This window comes from Pedococcus bigeumensis (genome assembly GCF_006438965.1).
In the GTDB taxonomy this organism is placed as follows: domain Bacteria; phylum Actinomycetota; class Actinomycetes; order Actinomycetales; family Dermatophilaceae; genus Pedococcus; species Pedococcus bigeumensis_A.
This window is the reverse complement of record NZ_RCZM01000003.1, coordinates 311465-328248: the sequence shown is the minus strand read 5'-3', so window position 1 is coordinate 328248 and position 16784 is coordinate 311465. Positions and strand designations below refer to the sequence as shown.

The window sequence follows — 16784 nt, the reverse complement described above, 5'->3', positions numbered from 1 at the left end:
TGAGTCCGATGTCGACTCGACGGGTGGGGGTGGCGTCCGGTCTCGTGGTGGCGCTGGCCGCGACGAGCCTGACGTTCTTCGCGGTCACGTCCAAGGGCGAGACCGTGCACGAGACGGAGCTCAGCGACGGCGGGGTCTGGGTGTCGTCCGCCAAGGACGCCCGGTTCGCGCGGGTCAACAAGGCCGTGGGTCAGTTCGACGGTGGGGTGGCCGCCTCGAGTGGTTCCGGCGAGCCGGTCGACATCCTCCAGGACGACAACGCGGTGGCCGGCCTGGTCGTCGGTTCCGGCTCCCTCACCCCGATCGAGCCCAAGTCGGGCCGACTCGACGAGGGCACCGGGGTGTCGGTTCCCGCTCCGCAGGCCGGCACCAACCTGCAGGTCTTCGTGCCCCGCACGGTCGACATGCGGGGCGGCACCGCCGCCATCATCGACCCCAAGACCGGCAAGCTCTGGGCCCAGACCTATGACCCCAAGGCGGGTCTGGTCACCCTCGAGGCACTCACCACCGGCGCCAAGCCGCTCGCGACCGTCGGCGCCGTCGCAGCCCTGGCCGTGGACGTCAAGGGTGGCGTCCACGCCGTCTCCGGCGCGACCGGCAAGGTCATCTCTATCGCCCGCACCGCAACGGGTTTCGCCAAGCCGGTCACCGAGTCGATCAAGCTAAGGGACGCCAAGATCGTCGACATCACGGCGGTGGGCACGCGCTGGGTGGTCTACAGCGCGGGCGACGACAAGCTGTGGATCCAGGGCAGCGACAAGGCCGTCGACGGTGGCACGGCGCGCGTCGAGGGACAGCCGGCGTATGCCGCGTTGCAGCAGCCCGGTCCCGACGCCGACTCCGTGGGCCTGCAGGACTCGACGACGTTGCGGCTCCTCGGGATGGGTGGCGAGGGTGCCACGGGTGGTGTCGAGGTCACCATCGGCGACAACGAGACGCCGCCGCTGCCGTCGCGTCCGCTGCGCACCGGGGCGTGCATCCACGCGGCGTGGGCCAGCACGGTCAACAACTACTACGGCAAGGACTGCGGCTCCGAGAAGCCGAGTCCGGCCGTGACCATCGTGCGCGAGACCAAGGAGGCCGTGAAGTCAGGCGTCTCCCTGCGGACCAACCACGGCCTGGTCGTCCTCAACGACCTCGACGGCGGTGAGGTGTGGGACCTCGACAGCAAGCCGAAGAAGCTCGACGAGTGGGACTCTCTGATCCCGCCACCGAAGACGGACAAGCAGAACAAGAAGAAGAACGAGAACCTCATCGACGAGACGTCGGTGGCCCAGCCTCCCCAGGCCAAGCCCGACAACCTCAAGGCACGTCCGGGTCGCACGTCCAAGCTGCACGTCCTCGACAACGACACCGACGCGGCGGGCTCGGTCCTGGCGATCAACCCCAGCGACCTCGGTCCGGTGGACATGGCCGGGGTCACGGCCAGCGTCGCTGCCGACGGGCAGAGCATCGACGTGGCGATCCCGGAGGAGCCCGAGCGCCAGTCGTTCTCGTTCACCTACAAGATCAACAACGGCAAGGCCATCCAGAAGTCGGAGGCCAAGGTCACGGTCACGATGGTGCCCGAGGACGTCAACAGCCCGCCGACCCTGCGGCCCGGCACGGCCACCCTGTCGCGCACGGTCTACCCCGTGATCCGCGGCAAGCTGCTCCCGGTGCAGGTCATTGGCGACTGGCGCGACCCGGAGAGCGACTCGCTCAGCCTGGAGGCGATCGGCGAGGGCTCGTCGGTCGACGGCCTCGGCCGGCTCAACGTGCTGGCGCCGATGAAGCCCGGCACCCAGGGGATCGAGTACTCCGTCAGCGACGGGCGCAACAGCACCAAGGGCACCGTGACGGTGAAGGTGATGGGCCCGGACGAGCCGCTCCAGAAGCCCGAGACCCAACCCGATGTCGTCCGTGGTGTCGTGGGCAAGCCGCTCCAGATCGAGCCGCTCGGCAACGACATCCCGGGTGCCGACCCCAGCGAACCCGACGCCAAGCTGCGACTCAGCCGCGAGCTGCAGTCCAGCGCGGTCCAGGTCGACACCGACCTCGACACCGGCGTCGTCACGATCACCGGTGCCACGCCAGGGACCTTCGAGATGACCTACGGCGCCCAGGTGGGTGGCGGCATCGCCGCAGGCCGGGTGCGCGTCGACCTGATCGCCGACCCGAGCCCCGATGCCCCTCCGGTGGCGGTGCCCGATTCGGCGACGCTGCGCGACCAGACGCCGGTGCTCACCGACGTGCTGGCCAACGACTACAGCCCCCGGGCCGACGTGCTCGTCACCCGCTCGGTCACGGTCACCACGGCCAACGCCTGGCTGCGGCCCTCGATCTACCAGGGGCGCTGGGTCCGCATCGAGGCGCTCGACCCAGCCAGCCCCAGCGGCCGCCCACGCACCGGCACCGTCACCTACACGATCAGCGACGGCGTGAAGTCGACGACCGGGCAGGTGGCCGTGTCGCAGTTCCCCGCCAACGACCGCAACGTGCCGATCGTCGGGGACGACCAGGCGGTGGTCCGAGCCCAGGACACCGTGACCATCCCGGTCATGGACAACGACAGCATGGCCGACGGGATCCCGTTGGTGCTCGACCCCGCCAGCGTCAAGGTGATCAACGGCGCGGGCGACGCCTTCGCCTCCGGCAACGTCGTGCGCTTCATCCCCAAGAACCGCAGCCCCAAGGTCCAGGAGACGGTGACGGTCGAGTACGCCGTCTACCCGATCGGCGACAAGCAGAAGGCGACGACCGGACGGATCGCGGTCACCGTGATGCCGCTGCCCTCGGCTGGCACACCCAACCAGCCGCCGGTGGCCCGCAGCTTCTCCACCAGCGTCACGGCCGGTGACCCACTCACGATCACGGTGCCCTCCTCGGGCGTCGACCCGGATGGCGACAGCGTGACCGTCGTGGGCCTGGTCGGGGACGCCAGCGGGGCCGTCGACCTCCGGTACGGCCGGGTGACCGGCTTCGGCCCGTCGACGATCAAGTACGAGGCCTACCCGACCGCGGCCGGCACCGAGGTCCTCAACTACGAGGTCCGTGACCGGTTCGGCGGGACCAGCCGGGGCTTCGTGCGCATCGGTGTGGTGCAGCCCGGCGACCCGCAGCCGCCGGTGGCGGTCGAGGACGAGGTCCGGGCCAAGCCCGGCAAGAAGGTGACGGTTGACGCCACCCTCAACGACCTCATCGCGCGCGGGGACAGCATCGACCTCGAGTACAAGGCGCCCCTCAACCCCGAGTCCGAGCTGGCCAAGTGGAAGGTGGACGAGGCAAACACCTACTTCACCACCACGGTGCCCGATGCCAAGGCGGGTGTGCAGCACCTGACCTACGGCATCAGCAACGGCCTGTTCGACCCCTCCCGGTCGACGATCGCGGTCGTGCCCGACCCCACCGCCAAGAATCCCCCGATCGCGGTGGACGACACCGCCAAACCCACCAAGGACGAGACGAGCACCGTCGTCGACGCGCTCGCGAACGACCGCGACATCGACGGCCCCCAGGAGTCCCTCAAGGTCTCCGCCGTCCTCTCACCCGATGGCACCGTGGAGCCCGACGGCAGGGTCCGCGTCAACGTCAAGCCGTTCCCCTACACGGTGCCCTACGTCATCACCGACGAGGACGGCCTGACGGCGATGGCGCTGATCTACGTGCCCACCGGTGAGTCCGGCGTGCCGTTCGTCGTGAACGGCGCGCTGATCGAGATGGACAAGGACTCGACGAAGTCGGTCGAGCTGTCCGACTACGTCAAGTCACCGCGGGCCCGGGTCGTCAGCATCACCACCGCCGACAACCTCAGTGCCTCGCCCAAGGACCGGCTGAGGGTGGAGGCCGACGGCCGCTCCGGACTGAAGCTGACCTCCTCCGGTGGCTACATCGGCCCGGGCGCGGTGATGCTCGAGGTGAGCGACCAGGAGACGGTCGACCAGAAGGACTTCAAGACCGCCTACGTGTCGATCCCCGTGCAGATCGGACCCAAGATCCCGCTGCTTCGATGCCCGGACTTCGCGGTGTCGCTCAACGCTGGAGGGCTGGCCCGCACCATCGACGTGCCCACGCTGTGCCACGCCTGGGTACCGATCGGGATGACGCTGGACGACGTCCAGTTCGAGAGCGCCTGGCGCCCGGAGCCCAAGGGTGTCGACCTGACCAGGAGCGGTGCGGGAGACCGGACCCTCGGGCTCAAGGCGGGCAAGGACGCACCGAGCGGCGTCAACGGCCGGCTGGTGGTCAAGGCCCGGGGTGGTCCCGAGTCCGTGATCAAGGTGTCCGTCGTCGGGCTCGGTGACGGACCCGTCGGCACCGACGCCAATGGCAACCCCCTCACCAACCTGGGGCCGCCGCGGCTGCGGCCCTTCTCGATCTCCGGTCTCAAGGCCGGCTCGTCGCAGACCGTCAGCCTGCGGTCCTACCTCGACTCTCCCCTGGAGAAGCCGGACTGCTCGATCTCGACGGCCAGCGTCCCGGCCGCATCCGGCCTCACGGTGAGCTACTCCGGCTGTGACCTGACGGTCACGGCTGCGACCACTGCCCGAGGCCAGGCGTCCGTCGACGTGGCGGTCTCCGACGGTCCGGGACGAAGCGCGGCCGGTCGCGGCACCATCGAGATCCTCGGCAAGCCCGACGCGCCCACCGGGGTCGCCGCCGAGGCCGACCGGGTCAGCGGTGGGTTCGCCCGCGTTCGCTGGCTGCCGCCGGCCATCGACGGAGGCAGCCCCATCACGGGCTACATCGTCACCGTCATCGGGCCCGGTGGCCGCGAGCAGAGCTGCTCGGCCTCACCGTGCACGATCACCGGGCTGGAGAACGGCAAGTCCTACACCTTCACCGTGGCTGCGGTGAACGCCATCGGTCGCAGCCCCGAGAGCAGGGCCAGCAACGCGGTCGTCCCCGACACGCTGCCCAACCAGGTGACCGGGGTGCGGATGGCCGGGCGTGGTGACGGCTCGCTCGACATCGCGTGGTCCGCACCGGCCAAGAAGGGCAGTGACGTCACGGCCTACCAGGTGCGGGTCACCGACACCGCCAGCGGCACCGTCAAGCAGCCCGTCGTCGTGGCGCCGACGCTTCGGGCCACCGTCGCGGGACTGGTCAACGACAACGAGCAGACCGTCCAGGTGCGCGCCAAGAACCAGCTCGGCTACGGCCCGTTCGGGCCGGCGGTCAAGATGCAGTCGGCCGGCACCCCGCCCGCCGTCGCGGCCCCGACCGTCTCGAACGCCGGCACCGGTCCGGCCGCAGGCTCCTCACGGCTGACCATCTCGTGGCCGGCTGTGCGTCCCAACGGTCCGCCGCTGACCAAGTACACGGTCTACGAGAGCCGCAACGGCGGCGGGTGGAGTGCGATCGGCACGACCTCGCCGAGCACGCGGTCGCTCGGCCACACCACCGTGTATGACGGTGCGAGCTACCGCTACGTCGTGACGGCCACCAACGGTGCCGACATCGAGGGTCCGAAGGCCAACCCCACCACCTTCACCAGCACCGGCATACCCGAGGTGCCGGGTCGTCCGAGCGTGACGACTCCCGCCCCGAACCGCGACGCCGTGGTCCGCGTCAGCGTGGGCGACTCCCGGTCGACCGGTTTCACGCAGCTGCAGTGGCGTAGTGGCACCGGCACCGGCAGCGTCGGGTGCGGGTGCCCGGAGGGATCGGTCACGGCGTTCACGCTCACCGGCCTGGGCACCGCGCAGGACCGGACCCTGGCCGTCCGCGCCTACAACGGCACCAACTGGTCGGACTGGTCGGCGGCGAGCAACTCGTTCCGCCCCTACGGCTCGACTCCGCAACCGACCGGCCTCAACGGCACGCGCAGCGGCACTGACATCACCTGGCGCTGGAACAACCAGACCGACGGCCGGGCCATCAGCGACGTCCAGGTGTCGCTGAACAACGGCGGGTGGCAGTCGCTCGGCGGTGCTCGCGAGTCGTTCACCATCAACAACCGCGCGCCCGGCAGGTACCAGCTCGAGGTACGCAGCATCGCGAACCGGCGATCGGGAGACGCCAGCTCACCCAACTGGTGGACCAGTCCGGTGGCAGGCCCTGACGCGGTGACCATTCCCAACCCTCCGCCGACGGTGACCGTGGGCAAGGGCAGCACCTGCTCCCAACGTTCCTGCAACACGGGCAACGGCAGCTGCAGCAGTTCCGCCTGTCGCTGGATCAAGGTGACCACCAACAACTTCAACGGGGGCGTCACGTGCACCTTCCGCGAGGACGGCGGCACCGTCTCGGGCTGGAGCAACATGTCGATGGGTGGCAACGCCACCAAGGAGAGCGACAACTTCTACGGCCAACCAGGCCATCGGATCACTGCGATCTGTGACGGGGTGAGCGACTCCATCATCTGGTAGGGGCCTCGGCCCCCGCCCGCTCGCAGTCGCCGCCCAACCGGCATACCCAGCTCGACCACCACGAAGACCATCACATGAAAGAGACAGGCACCGATGACCGTCACCAATGACCAGGCCCAGTGGTTCGCCCAGGCGTTCACCCAGATGGTCGACAACGTCGACAAGGCCGTCCTGGGCAAGCAGCACGTCATCCGCCTGGCGTTCACCTGCATGCTGTCCGAGGGGCACCTGCTCCTGGAGGACTTCCCGGGCACGGGCAAGACCCAGCTGGCCAGGGCCATGGCGGGCACCGTGCAGGGCACCAACAGCCGGGTCCAGTTCACGCCCGACCTGCTGCCCAGCGACGTCACCGGCGTGACGATCTACGACCCGGCCAAGCAGACCTTCGACTTCCACCCCGGACCGATCTTCGCCAACATCGTGCTGGCCGACGAGATCAACCGCGCCTCCCCCAAGACGCAGTCGGCGCTGCTCGAGGTCATGGAGGAGGGCCGGGTCACCGTCGACGGTGTCCCGCACCCCGTCGGTGAGCCGTTCATGGTGATCGCCACCCAGAACCCGATCGAGCAGGCCGGCACCTACCGGCTGCCCGAGGCACAGCTCGACCGGTTCCTCATGAAGACCAGCCTGGGCTACCCCGACCACGAGGCGACCGTCGCGGTCCTCGCGGACGCCAAGACCCGGGACCGGACCAAGGCGCTCGAACCGGTCGTCACGAGCAACGTCGTCACCGAGATGGCCGCCCTCGCCGACGAGGTGCACGTCGACCCGGCGATCCTGGCCTACATCTCGCGCATCGCCGAGGAGTCGCGTCGTCACGTCTCGATCAAGCTCGGCCTGTCGGTCCGTGGGTGCCTCGCCTTCGTGCGCTGCGCCAAGACCTGGGCAGCCAGCCAGGGCCGCACCCACGTCATCCCCGACGACGTGAAGCTGATCAGCCACCCGATCCTGTGCCACCGCCTGCTGCTGACCGCCGAGGCCCAGTTCGCGAACATCACGGTCGACCAGGTCATCACCCAGATCCTGTCCGAAGTCGCCCCGCCCGCTGAGCGAGTCGCCTGAGCATGACCGAGCAGAACCCGGGGCAGACCTCAGGGCCGGAGCGGGGGCACCACCCTGCCCAGCTCGCCGAGGACGCGGGCCACACCACCCGCCGAGCCGACCTCAAAAGGGAGCGTCGGTCGGGCGGTCCTGCCCCGACGGCGCCAGTGGGCTCCCCCCTGGCTCCGCCTCCGTATGCCGGGTCGCCCGCGACGTCGGGCGTCAGCGCCACCCGTCCGCGGAGGTTGCCGACGCTGCCCACCATCACGGTGCCCCGGCCGAAGCTTCCGACGTTCCTCGCCCGCGCCGGTGGACAGGCCTCGGGCGCGCTCGCCAAGCGCACCGAGGGACTGCGTGCGGCGACAAGTCCTCTCTGGGGACCGGTCGCGGCGTTCCTGCGCTGGGTCTCGCCGCTCGGGTGGAGCATCCTCGCCCTGGGTGCCGCGTGCTGGCTGGTCGCCGCCTTCACCGACTGGGACGAGTGGGGCATGATCGGCGCCGCGGCCATCGCCCTGGTGCTGTGCTGCGCTCTGCTTGCGGTGGGTCGCACCCGGGTGCGCATCGACACCGAGGTGGATCCGTTGCGCGTCACCGTCGGGGAACCGGCCACGGGCCGGATCTCGGTGACCAACGAGTCCAAGCGGGGCATGCTGCCCCTGCTGGTCGAGCTGCCGGTCGGCATCACGGCCGCCCGCTTCACGTTGCCTCCACTGGGGTCGGGCAAGGCCCACGAGGAGCTGTTCGTCGTCCCCACCGCGCGTCGCGGTGTCATCGCGGTCGGGCCCGCCTCGACCATCCAGGGCGACCCGCTGGGCATCGTGCGGCGGACGCTGCGCTGGACCGATGTCACCGAGCTGTTCGTCCACCCCCGCACCGTCTCGCTGGAGAGCCTCGGCGCCGGACTGCTGCGCGACCTCGAGGGTGAGACCACCCAGGAGATGTCGATGTCCGACCTCGCCTTCCACGCCCTGCGCGAGTACCAGCCCGGGGACGACCGCCGCTACATCCACTGGCGCTCCTCGGCCAAGGCCGGACGCCTGCTGGTGCGCCAGTTCCTCGACACCCGCCGATCGCACCTGACGCTCGTCGTCGACGCCGACCCCGACAGGTACGCGGGCGGTGAGGAGGACGCCGAAACCGCTATCGAGGTGGCTGCCTCGGTCGGCAAGCGGGCCCACATGGACGAGCAGGACTTCACCATCGTCTGCCGCGACTCCACCGCGTCCCGCACCAGCGCCCCGTTGGCGATGGATGCGCTCGCCCGGGTCGAGCTCGGCCCGAGCGACCTCTACGCCATGGCGGGCGAGGGACTGTCCCTCGCCCCGGACACCTCGATGGCCGTCCTGGTCACCGGCTCGGGCACCCCGTTCATCCAGGTCCAGCGGGCGCTCGGCCGGTTCGAGACCGAGGTCCTGCGGGTGGCCCTCACGATCGACCGCGACCAGCGCGTCGGTGTCAAGAATGTCGGAGGCATCACCCTGATGAACATCCACGGCCTGGCCGACCTGCCTGCCGTGCTGATGGGGGTGATGGCCTCATGAGCGCCTCCCCGCTCGCGCCTCCCCGCGAGTCGATGATGCCCACCGAGCGCACCCGCGCCGACCGGATCGCCGGCCTGCGCACCACCTTGGTGCCCTCGCGCGACGACCTCGTCGACCTCGGCCTCACGGCGCTGCTGGTCGGGTTGGCGCTCCTTGGCTTCCGCACTGTGTTCTTCGGCTGGGAGTGGATCCTGGCCGCCGTCGGTGGTCTGCTGCTGGGCCTGCTGGTTGCCCACGTGGTCACCGCCTTCCGGCTGCCGTCGGTGGTGACGCTGCTGGGTCTCACCGCGGCATACCTGCTCCTGGGTGGGCCGCTCGCGGTCCGCGACCACCTCGCGCTCGGGGTGTTCCCGACGGGGCGCACCTTCCGCGACCTCGCCGCCGCAGCCGTGCACGGGTGGAAGCGGCTGCTCACCCTGCTCCCGCCGGTGGACGCCACCGTCACGCTGCTCGCCCTGCCGCTCATCGTCGGCCTCGTCGCCGCGGCCGTCACCTACACCGTGGCTCGCCGCCGCAGCCACGGGTATGCCGTGGTGGTGCCCCCGCTCGCGGCCCTCGCCCTGACCATCGTGCTCGGCACCCTCGAACCGGCCTCATTGATCGCCCAGGGCGTTGCCTTCGGGCTGGCTGCCATCGGCTGGATGATCGTGCGCAGCACGCGGTCGCGCGCGCCCCTGCAGAACGGCGCGGGTCGTGGCGCTCGCCTGGGTATCGGCACCGGCCTGCTCGCGCTGGCCGCCGTCGCCGGGCTGCTCGCGGGTCCGCACCTGCCAGGCACCGACGGTGACCTGCGCCGGGTGGCGCGCACCGAGGTGGTCCCGCCGTTCGACATCGCTGCCTACCCGAGCCCGCTCGCGGGTTTCCGCAAGTACACCGAGCCCAACGACGCCAAGCTCTTCGACACCGAGCTGATGCGGATCACCGGTGCCCCGGCGGGCACCCCGGTCCGCTTCGCGACCCTCGACTACTACGACGGCGGCGTGTGGGGTGCGGGCTCGCGGGCCGGCGTCGACTCGCCTGACCCGGGCACCGCGTTCCAGCAGGTCGGCGAGCGGGTGAGCGCCCGCGGTGAGGGCAAGCCGGCGTCGTTGCAGGTGACCATTCCCGAGGGTGGCTACTCCGACGTGTGGCTGCCCACCGTGGGTCAGGTGACCGGGGTCAAGTTCGCCGGTGGACGGGCCGACCTGCTGGCGTCACGGCTGTGGCTCAACGTCGACACGAGCACCGCCATCGTCCCCGACAAGGTCGGCGCGGGGGACCGTTACACGATGAACGTGCTCCTGCCGACCAAGGTCGTGCGGGACACCCTCCCGGCGTCGTTGTCGCCGGCGAGCGGCAACCTCACAGAGAGCCAGGAGCTCAGCTTCCTCGACGCGAAGGTCGATGCCTGGACCCGCGATGCCGTGAGCCCGTGGGAGGAGCTGCGTGCCGTCGCGGGCGCCATGCGGAACGACGGCGCCTACACCGACGGTGGCACCAAGAACTCGGTCGAGAGCTACTACCTCCCCGGCCACTCGCGCGGCCGCCTGGCTCGGTTCGTCGGGGTGACCCAGCTGGCGGGCGACGACGAGCAGTACGCCGCCACGCTCGCCCTGGTGGCCAACCGCCTGGACATCCCGACCCGCGTCGTCATGGGCGCCGAGCTGCCAGAGGGCGGCGTCATCAAGGGCAAGGACGTCCATGCCTGGGTCGAGGTCCAGGACGACACCGGCAGCTGGATCCCGTTGCTGTCCAAGACGTTCCTCCCGGACCGCAACCAGAAGCCCAACCAGCTGCAGTCCAAGACCGACGAGCAGAAGATCGGCGCCCTCGTGCCGCCGCCGGCCGGCGTCAACCCGCCCAGCGTGCTCCAGGGCCCGGACCAGGCCCAGAACGCGGTGAACCTGAAGAAGCCCCCGAAGAAGCTGTTCGACCCCTCGTCCTGGCCGGCGTGGCTGCGGTTCCTGGTCTTCTACGTCCTGCTGCCCCTCTTGGTCCTAGTGGCCCTCTACTGGGCGATCCGGGGCGCGAAGGCGTGGCGCCGGCGTCGGCACGCCACCCGTGGCACCGCGACCGCCCGGGTTGCGTGGGCGTGGGACGACCTGATGAACAGCGCGAAGTCGTTCGGTCACGCGCTGCCCCGCCGGTCGACCCGGCTCGAGCAGGCTGCCGCGCTGCACCGACTCCCGAGCGCGAACTCCCTTGCTGTGCAGGCGAATGCGCTGATCTTCGGGCCGGGCACCCCTGAGGTGTCGGATGCCGACGCCTACTGGAAGTCGACGAACGAGGCGCGGGGCGACCTTCGCGCCAACTGCGACTTCTGGCGCCGGCTGCGCTCCGACATCGACCCCCGCCCGCTCTTCGCCCGCGGCCCCGAGACTCCCGGCGAGGGCCGACGCACGCTGCCCTCGTTCGCCACCCTGACCCGGAGGACTGCTACCCCGTGAAGCTGAAGTTCACCCTGCGTGCCTCCGGCGACGTCGACACCGACCTCGTCGCCACCGTCGACGGCACCACCACCGTCGGACAGCTGGCCGAGTACCTCGTCCTCGCCGACCCGACGCGCGCCGGATCTGCGCCGCCGCAGCCGGGGCTCGGTGACTTCACGCTGTCCCACGTGGCCGAGGGCTACCGCGCGGTCGACCCGCGCGCCACGATCGCCGAGAGCGGACTGCGCTCCGGTGCCCACGTCGCCGTCACCCGCCGCACCGAGGGGTATGCCGACCAGGGCCAGTCGGTGGCCACGGCCGTCATCGTGGCCGGGCCGGACACCGGCCGGGAGGTCCCGCTCGGTGCCGGCACGGCATACCTCGGTCGTGGTCGGGGCTGCGAGATCCAGCTGAGCGACGCTCAGGTGTCGCGCCGCCACGCGCGGCTGCTGGTCACCGACATCATCGAGGTGATCGACCTCGGCTCCTCCAACGGCATCCAGGTGCAGGGCCAGCAGGTCGACCGGGCCGTCCTCAAGAGCGGCGACCGGTTCAAGATCGGCGAGACCGAGGTCGAGGTCCGCATCGCCGGCGGCGGCACCGGGCTGGCGGCCGCGCGCGGCACGTCGCTGCCGTTCTCGCGCTCGCCCCGGATCGCGCCGCTCTACGTCGGCCGCGAGTTCCCCGTGCCCGCGCTCCCCGAGCGACCCAAGCCGGAACGTCCGCCGTGGATCGCTGCAGCGGTGCCGATGCTCATGGGCGTGGCGCTCGCGGTGGCGCTCAAGAACCCGATGTTCCTGCTGTTCATCCTGCTCACCCCCGCCATGCTCTTCGGCCACTACCTCGAGGCCCGGCGCACCGCCCGCAAGGACTACGAGCAGGCCCTCGTCGAGTTCCGCGAGGACCTCGCGATCATGGTGGAGCAGCTCGAGGAGGAGCAGGTGCGCGAGGTGGCCGGCCGGCAGGCCGAGCACCCCGCCAGCAGCGAGGCGGTCGAGGCCGTCGGGAGTGCCTCGAGCCTGCTGTGGACCAGGCGTCCCGGGGACCCCGGGTTCTGCGAGTTCCGGCTCGGCCTGGGCCAGCTGCCGTCGCGCAACACCCTCAAGCTCCCCGAGCTCGGCCGCTCCCGCGCCGAGGCGTGGCTCGAGGCGTCCCGCGCGGTCGAGGGGATGGGTGCCGTCGAGCCGGTCCCGGTCGTCGCCGAGCCCCTGCGCAGCGGCGCCATCGGCATCTCAGGTCCGCGCCAGCGCGCGCTCGAAGCCGCTCGCGCGGTCGTCGTCCAGGCCGTCGCCCTGCACTCCCCGGCTGATCTCGTCGTCGCTGCGGTCGGCTCCCCGGCCACCGCGCGTGACTGGGACTGGCTCAAGTGGGTCCCGCACACCGCCTCCCCGCACAGCCCGATCGACGCCCGCCACCTGGCCAACACAGGGCCCGCCAGCCTGTCCCTGCTCACCGAGATCGAGGAGCTGATCGCGACGAGCGAGCCGGCCCGTGAGCTGGAGGACGACGCGACCGGCCCGGTCCAGGGCAAGTTCAAGCCACCGCGGCTGCCCGCCGGGCGGCCGATCATCATGCTCATCGTCGAGGACGACGCCCCGGTGGAGCGCAGTCGCCTGGTCCAGCTCGCCGAGCGCGGCTGGCGGCACGGCATCGTCGTCCTGTGGGTGTCGCCGACCACTGCGACCCTGCCGGCGGCCTGCCGCACCTTCGTCGAGCAGGGCCCCCAGCCGGGGGACGCCGTCGTCGGCTACGTCGGTGAGGCGGTCGTGCGGATGCCCGTCGACGCCGACCACGTGGAGGCGCCGGAGGTCGAGCGGCTCAGTCGCCAGATGGCACCCCTCATCGACTCGGGTGTCCCGGTCGAGGACGAGAGCGACCTGCCGAGATCGGTGTCGTTCCTCAACATCGTGGGACAGGAGCTCGCCGAGGCCCCCGGACCGGTCATCGAGCGATGGGGCGAGAACCGCTCCATCCTCACCGGCCCCTATGCCGCCGGACCGGTCGCGCGCCCCAAGCCGGGCAACCTCCGGGCCGTCATCGGCCAGTCCGCCGCCGGAACCTTCTCGATCGACCTGCGGGCCGACGGTCCGCACGCGCTCGTCGGTGGCACCACCGGTGCGGGCAAGTCCGAGCTGCTGCAAGCCTGGATCCTCGGGATGGCGGTCGCGCACTCCCCGCAGCGGCTGACCTTCCTGCTCGTGGACTACAAGGGTGGCTCGGCGTTCCGCGACTGCGTCAACCTGCCGCACACCGTCGGCCTCGTGACCGACCTGTCGCCCCACCTGGTGCGCCGGGCGCTCGCGTCCCTGTCGGCCGAGCTCAAGCACCGCGAGCACATCCTGGCCCAGCACAAGGCCAAGGACCTGATCGAGCTCGAGCGCCGCGGCGAGGTCGCGGCACCCCCCAGCCTGGTCATCGTGGTCGACGAGTTCGCCGCCCTCGCCCAAGAGGTGCCCGAGTTCGTCGACGGTGTCGTCAACGTCGCGCAGCGCGGCCGCTCCCTCGGGCTGCACCTGATCCTCGCCACCCAGCGCCCGGCCGGTGTCATCAAGGACAACCTGCGGGCCAACACCAACCTGCGGATGGCCCTGCGGATGGCCGACGAGTCCGACAGCGACGACGTGCTCGGCACTCCCGTGGCCGCCTACTTCGATCCCGCCCTGCCCGGTCGCGCCGTCTCCAAGTCCGGCCCCGGACGGCTGACCCCCTTCCAGACCGGGTATGCCGGTGGGTGGACCACCGGCGAGGCGCCGCCTGCGTCGCTGGACGTCGAGACCCTCGGCTTCGGTGTCGGCAGCGCCTGGGAGCTCCCCGTCGTCGAGGACTCCCGCGAGGTGGTCCGGGAGGACCTCGGACCCACCGACATCCAGCGCATCGTCACCCAGATCGGTGCGGCGCAGGAGTCCGCCGAGATCCCCTCCCCACGCAAGCCGTGGCTGCCCGAGATGGCGTCCGTCTACGAGCTCGCCGACCTGCCGACCAGACGCCGCGACGACGAGCTCGTCATCGGGATCAGCGACGACCCCGACAGCCAGACCCAGCCGGCGATCAGCTTCCGCCCCGACATCGAGGGCAACCTCGCGGTGTTCGGGGCCTCGGGAGCGGGCAAGAGCGCGTTCCTGCGGACCGTCGCCGTCGCTGCGGGCTTCACCGTCCGCGGTGGTCCGTGCCACGTCTACGGTCTGGACTTCGGCAACCGCGGCCTGGCGATGATCGAGCCACTGCCGCACGTCGGGAGCGTCATCTACGCGAGCGACCACGAGCGCGTGGTGCGGCTGCTGACCATGCTGCGCGAGACCATCGACGAGCGCGCGCTGCGCTACTCGGCCGTCAACGCCGCCACCATCACCGACTTCCGGCGGCTGGCGAACGCGCCTGACGAGCCCCGCATCCTCGTGCTGGTCGACGGACTCACCAGCTTCCAGGCTGCCTACGACAGCCACGCGGGACAACGCTGGCTCGACCTGTTCACCTCGCTGGCCGGAGACGGCCGGCCGGTGGGCGTGCACTTCGTCGTGACGGCCGACCAGCGCAACGGCCTCTGGGGTGGCCTGTCGTCGGCGATCCAGAACCGGGTCGTGCTGCGGATGGCCACCGTTGACGACTACCTCTCGCTCGACGTCGACGCGGACGTGCTGTCGCTCAACTCGGCCCCCGGTCGGGCCATCGTGCACGACCGCGAGGTGCAGATCGCCGTACTCGGCGGGTCCTCGGACTCCACCGTGCAGGCCCGCGCCATCCACGGTTTCGCCGAGGGAGTCCGCAGGGCTGGGGTGCCCGACGCGCCGGCGATCCTGTCGCTGCCCGAGTCGCTGCGACTGCAGGACCTGCCAGCGGTCGACGAAGCGGGTCGGCCCGCGATCGGGTTGTCGTCCGCCACGATGCGCCCCATCGGCTTCGACCTGCGCGGCAGCCAGATCGTCCTCGGCCCGTCGGGGAGTGGCCGCACCACCGCAGTCCTCACGATGGCGCAGGCAGCCCTGCGGGCCCAGGAGGGGCTGCGGTGCTGGCTGTTCAGCCCACGCCGTTCGGTGCTCACCCGGGCCACCGGTGTGTGGACCGAGAACGCCGTCGGCATCGATGACTGCCGCGCCCTCGCCAAGCGGCTGACCGACGAGGTGGTCGAGGCAGGCCCCGGCGGAGCGACCATGCTCGTCGTGGTCGAACGCACCCAGGACTTCGACGGGTCGTCGGCCGAGGATGACCTGGTCGAGCTTTTCAAGGCGATCATCAACTCTGAGCAATGCGTTGTGGCAGAAGCGGATTCGGGCTTCTTCAACTCCAACTACGGCATGTCTGGATCGTTGAAGTCCGCCCGCTCCGGCCTGTCGCTGCAGCCCAATGGCGACGACGCGGCGGCCTTTGCCGCCGACTACCGCGGCGTGAGCCGGGACCAGCTCCTCGAGGGCCGTGGCTTCCTGGTCCGACGTGGGAACCCAGAACTTCTCCAGGTGGCGCAGCCACTGCCCACCAGCCCGACAGGGGGTGGCCACGGCCCCACCTGAGGAAGGTTGCGCCAGAAGCCACTGGTGCCGCAGCGCGGCGTTCGGTGGGGAGTCCTCCCCATTGAGCCCCCACAGATCCGCCCATAGTTTGTGCACATCAAGGCTTGTCCAGCTCAACCACACACCGCGAGGACAGCAGGTGCTCGCGACAAGAAGAGGGGAAATGTCATGGCTGAACTGTCCATGCAGACGGGCGTCGCCCGCACCCAGGCCGGCGTCCTGGACGACTCCGCCCAGAAGATCAAGAAGGCGAAGTCGGAGATCGACGACCTGATCGGTCAGCTCAAGAGCAGCTGGTGGGGTGAGGACCAGAAGAAGTTCGAGACCAAGTGGAACGGGCAGTATGCCGCGGACCTCACCAAGGCAGCGAGTGGCCTGAGCAAGGCTGCGGACCAGATCCGCACCGAGGCCAAGCAGCAGGACCAGACCTCGAACTGAGCCGGGGGGCTCCACACGAGGCACCACAGCGAGACGCACGACAGCAGCACACCAGAGCAACACCAACCACGAACTTCGTAGCAAAGGAGAAACACCATGCTTCCCACTCCCGATGGTGGCGGCGGCGGCGGCGAGAAGAAGGGCATGGACCCGGCCAAGGTCCAGGACGTCGTCTCTCGTCTCGGCAAGGCCAAGGCCGACCTCCAGCACGCCAAGCAGGACGCCGACCAGGCAGCCCACAAGCTGGCCAGCAGCTGGCACGGCCCGGACTCCAACCGGTTCCAGTCCCAGTGGAAGTCCGACGCCAACCACATCGACCAGACCGTCCTCGACGTCACGGAGATGCACAAGCGTCTGCAGGCCGAGGTCGCCGAGCAGAAGGCCGCCTCGAACTGAGGCCCGCACGCCGGTGGCTGCCCTGGTCCCACACCAGGCAGCCACCGGCGTGACCTCGATCGACCGGCATGACCTCGATCCACCACGTGCCCCTCGCGGCACCTC

Annotated in this window: 7 protein-coding genes; all 7 read left to right on the top strand. The window is 70.5% G+C overall.

Annotation, left to right across the window (positions count from 1 at the left end):
- The first annotated feature begins 8 nt into the window (after window positions 1-8).
- A complete protein-coding gene (locus EAH86_RS09935; RefSeq protein ID WP_140739909.1) occupies window positions 9-6350 on the top strand; it encodes an Ig-like domain-containing protein in 6342 nt (2113 codons plus the stop codon).
- Window positions 6351-6443: 93 nt separating this feature from the next.
- Complete coding sequence (locus EAH86_RS09930; protein ID WP_140739906.1) at window positions 6444-7412, top strand: AAA family ATPase; 969 nt, start codon at window positions 6444-6446, stop codon at window positions 7410-7412.
- A gap of 2 nt (window positions 7413-7414) precedes the next feature.
- Window positions 7415-8932: a DUF58 domain-containing protein gene (locus tag EAH86_RS09925; protein ID WP_140739903.1), complete on the top strand. Its 1518-nt coding sequence runs from the start codon at window positions 7415-7417 to the stop codon at window positions 8930-8932.
- Window positions 8929-11358, top strand: a complete 2430-nt coding sequence (locus EAH86_RS09920) for a transglutaminase-like domain-containing protein (protein WP_140739900.1) — start codon at window positions 8929-8931, stop codon at window positions 11356-11358. The genes EAH86_RS09925 and EAH86_RS09920 overlap by 4 nt, the downstream gene beginning before the upstream one ends.
- Complete coding sequence (locus EAH86_RS09915; RefSeq protein ID WP_140739897.1) at window positions 11355-15845, top strand: FtsK/SpoIIIE domain-containing protein; 4491 nt, start codon at window positions 11355-11357, stop codon at window positions 15843-15845. Before EAH86_RS09920 ends, EAH86_RS09915 begins: the two co-directional genes overlap by 4 nt.
- A 168-nt stretch (window positions 15846-16013) precedes the next feature.
- Complete coding sequence (locus EAH86_RS09910; protein ID WP_140739894.1) at window positions 16014-16283, top strand: hypothetical protein; 270 nt, start codon at window positions 16014-16016, stop codon at window positions 16281-16283.
- A 96-nt stretch (window positions 16284-16379) separates the two neighbouring features.
- Window positions 16380-16679, top strand: a complete 300-nt coding sequence (locus EAH86_RS09905) for a WXG100 family type VII secretion target (RefSeq protein WP_140739880.1) — start codon at window positions 16380-16382, stop codon at window positions 16677-16679.
- Window positions 16680-16784 lie beyond the last annotated feature (105 nt).

Bases quoted from the DNA above. Each gene is read 5' to 3' on its own strand.
- EAH86_RS09905 (WP_140739880.1), top strand. From the start codon at position 16,380: ATGCTTCCCACTCCCGATGGTGGCGGCGGCGGCGGCGAGAAGAAGGGC.
- EAH86_RS09910 (WP_140739894.1), top strand. From the start codon at position 16,014: ATGGCTGAACTGTCCATGCAGACGGGCGTCGCCCGCACCCAGGCCGGC.
- EAH86_RS09930 (WP_140739906.1), top strand. From the start codon at position 6,444: ATGACCGTCACCAATGACCAGGCCCAGTGGTTCGCCCAGGCGTTCACC.
- EAH86_RS09935 (WP_140739909.1), top strand. From the start codon at position 9: ATGTCGACTCGACGGGTGGGGGTGGCGTCCGGTCTCGTGGTGGCGCTG.
- EAH86_RS09920 (WP_140739900.1), top strand. From the start codon at position 8,929: ATGAGCGCCTCCCCGCTCGCGCCTCCCCGCGAGTCGATGATGCCCACC.
- EAH86_RS09925 (WP_140739903.1), top strand. From the start codon at position 7,415: ATGACCGAGCAGAACCCGGGGCAGACCTCAGGGCCGGAGCGGGGGCAC.